The organism is Microcella sp., assembly GCF_033763155.1.
Lineage (GTDB): Bacteria > Actinomycetota > Actinomycetes > Actinomycetales > Microbacteriaceae > Microcella.
Window position 1 is genome coordinate 1 of sequence record NZ_JANRKZ010000250.1, and the last position, 2336, is coordinate 2336.

Consider the following 2336-nt stretch of genomic DNA (forward strand, 5'->3'; position numbering starts at 1 on the left):
ACATCGACACGTCATCAATGAGCGACGGATGCCCAATGACGGTTCCGTCGGGCAACGCCGTCACGGCGCTCTTGAGGTGCAGTGCTTTCGTCACGGGCACCGCGACGACGTCACGCCCGTGCCGGCGCGCGATGGCCCGCAGCTGCCGAATACCCTCGGCGTTGGTGCGACCCCCGCGGCCGACGTAGAGCACGTCGCCGATGGCGAGCACGTCGCCACCGTCGAGCGTGCCGGGCTCGACGATGCGCTCGATGCGCAGCCCCAGTTCGCGCGCGGTCTGCTCGGCCGCGTCGATTTCGGGGCGACGCGACTCGGCGCCCGGGCGTGTGACCACCGCGGTGCCGCCGATCATCACGAGCGCGTCTTCGATGAACACCGAGTCGGGCAGCTCATCGGCCGGAGGCACATCGACGGGCGTGAAGCCTTCGGCGCGCAGCGCCTCAACGTAGGCCTCCCACTGGGCGTCGGCGAGGTCGATGTCGACCGGCACGCGCTCTTGGTGGGTCAACTCGCCATCGGCGAGGCGCGAGCTCGGCATGCGCACGATGGCCACGCGGCGGGATGCCGCGGCGCCCGCCTGGCGCGCCATCCACACCCGACGGCCCACCGTGACCACCGCGAGTACGGCGACGACCTGGAACAGCAGGTTGAAACCGAACACGCTGATCCACAGGTAGTCGATGAGTTCGCCGCTGATGGGGTTGCCCGCCGCCACGATCGCGAGCAGGGCGCCGAGCCACGACGAAACGAAGGCGGCGAGCACGGCCACAGCGAGCGCGATCCACCGGTTGTCGAGAACACCCGCGGTTCCGATGATCGTGATGAAGATGAAGAGCAGCATCGACGAGAACCCGAAGACGCCGTTGACCTGCGCGAGCACCTCGACCGTCGCGCCGTTGATGGCGGCGAACAGCACGACCGTCACGACGTGCGTCACCAGGGCAACCGCGAGCGCGGCGAGGGCAGAGTCGAGCAGGCGGCGTGCGAGAGGGGTCATGCCCTCCACGCTACTGCGGGTGCGGGTCAACGAATTCCGACGTCGATGAGAACTCCGATGAGTAGCACTACTCCGACCACCGCACCCATTACGCCGAAGGTTCTGACGGCCACCGCATCCGATGCGAAGGCCCACTATCGACGTGGCAGAACGCGCGAGACCCGAGTGCGGTAAAAGTCGGCAACGGGTCTGGCACAGAGACTGAGCACCAAGCCGAGAATGATCAATCCGCCCGCGGCAACGAGAAGTAGTTCACGGACGTCGTTCATGTTGCCGCTCCGCTTCGTGGCGACTGGAGAACCCGCTCCAACGACGCGCGGATCTCTTCACGGCGACCAGGATGCGAAACAGGGCGCAGGCCAGAGCGAATGTCGATCCAGAGGAAGTCGAGAAACGGGTCGACGGCAATCCCGTCATGAGTTGCTGGTTCACGCTTTAGCCGGAAGAAGAGCTGCTTGCGCCCTGGCATGTTGACTAGCAGTACGTTCGTGACGCTCGCCGAATCGAGTGAAGCGAGGTGCTGGCGTGTGCTGCGGACAACGACAGCCTCTGGAGAGACGACGAGCACTCGGGGGTAGCCGCGTGGCCACACTCGCCAGGCACGTTGGCCCTGCTGCAATTCGGCGAAGGGCGGAGGCTGTGAATGGGACTCCGGCAGAACAAGCAAAGCCAACGAGTCTGCGCGCAGCGTCAGTGCGGCCTTCGCTAGAGATCTCGCGAGCAACAACTGGTAGCCGCGGATCATCGCCTCGGCAATGAACGCCCCGATGACGGCGCCAAGCACGAGAGCCTGAAGCCCCGCCGCGCGTGAGATTGACGGCGAACTCTGCCGGCCATAGCCGTCAAAGAGCGGAAAGACGAACACGAGGGGCAACAGAACGAGACCAACGATCAAGAACCACGGCACTCGACTCATGGTTCGAACCCTATCCGGGGCCTGAGGTCGGTTGTGCGTGGCCATCCGAGTCTCGAGGAGCGTTTCACCAGCCCGACTACCGAAAAGACATCACGGTCGCACTGACTACAGATTCGTAGTCAGTGGTAGTGTGATGTGGAATCTGTAGTCAGCAAGAGGAGGCGGTCGTGCAGGCGGAGATCGGATCGCAACGAGACCTCGGCGCGCTCATCCGAACGATTCGCGAGCGACATGGCTACACTCAGCGCGAGCTCGCCGCAGCACTCGGCACGACCCAGCGGTACATCTTTGAGATCGAGAAGGGCCTGCCCAAGCGGGTCGACGACAACTTCTACGCGCTATTGGGCAAGCTCGGTATCTCGCTGATCGCTGAGGTCGCCGATGACTGACCGCGCGATGCCGGTCAGCCTGCACGGCCAGCCG

General features: G+C 64.8%; 3 protein-coding genes. 1 reads left to right on the plus strand and 2 read right to left on the minus strand.

Annotated features, from left to right (window positions below):
- Together SFU54_RS10770 and SFU54_RS10775 are read right to left on the minus strand one after the other, a co-directional pair.
- Positions 1–997 (minus strand): dimethylarginine dimethylaminohydrolase (locus SFU54_RS10770; RefSeq protein WP_319016275.1); only part of this gene is annotated, 997 nt, incomplete at its 3' end.
- 265 nt (positions 998–1262) lie between these two features.
- Entirely contained in the window at positions 1263–1913 is a 651-nt protein-coding gene (locus tag SFU54_RS10775) for a hypothetical protein (protein ID WP_319016276.1), read from the minus strand.
- A 167-nt stretch (positions 1914–2080) separates the two neighbouring features.
- Here SFU54_RS10775 and SFU54_RS10780 point away from each other — a divergent pair, with 167 nt between their 5' ends.
- Entirely contained in the window at positions 2081–2302 is a 222-nt protein-coding gene (locus SFU54_RS10780) for a helix-turn-helix transcriptional regulator (protein WP_319016277.1), read from the plus strand.
- Positions 2303–2336: the final 34 nt, after the last annotated feature.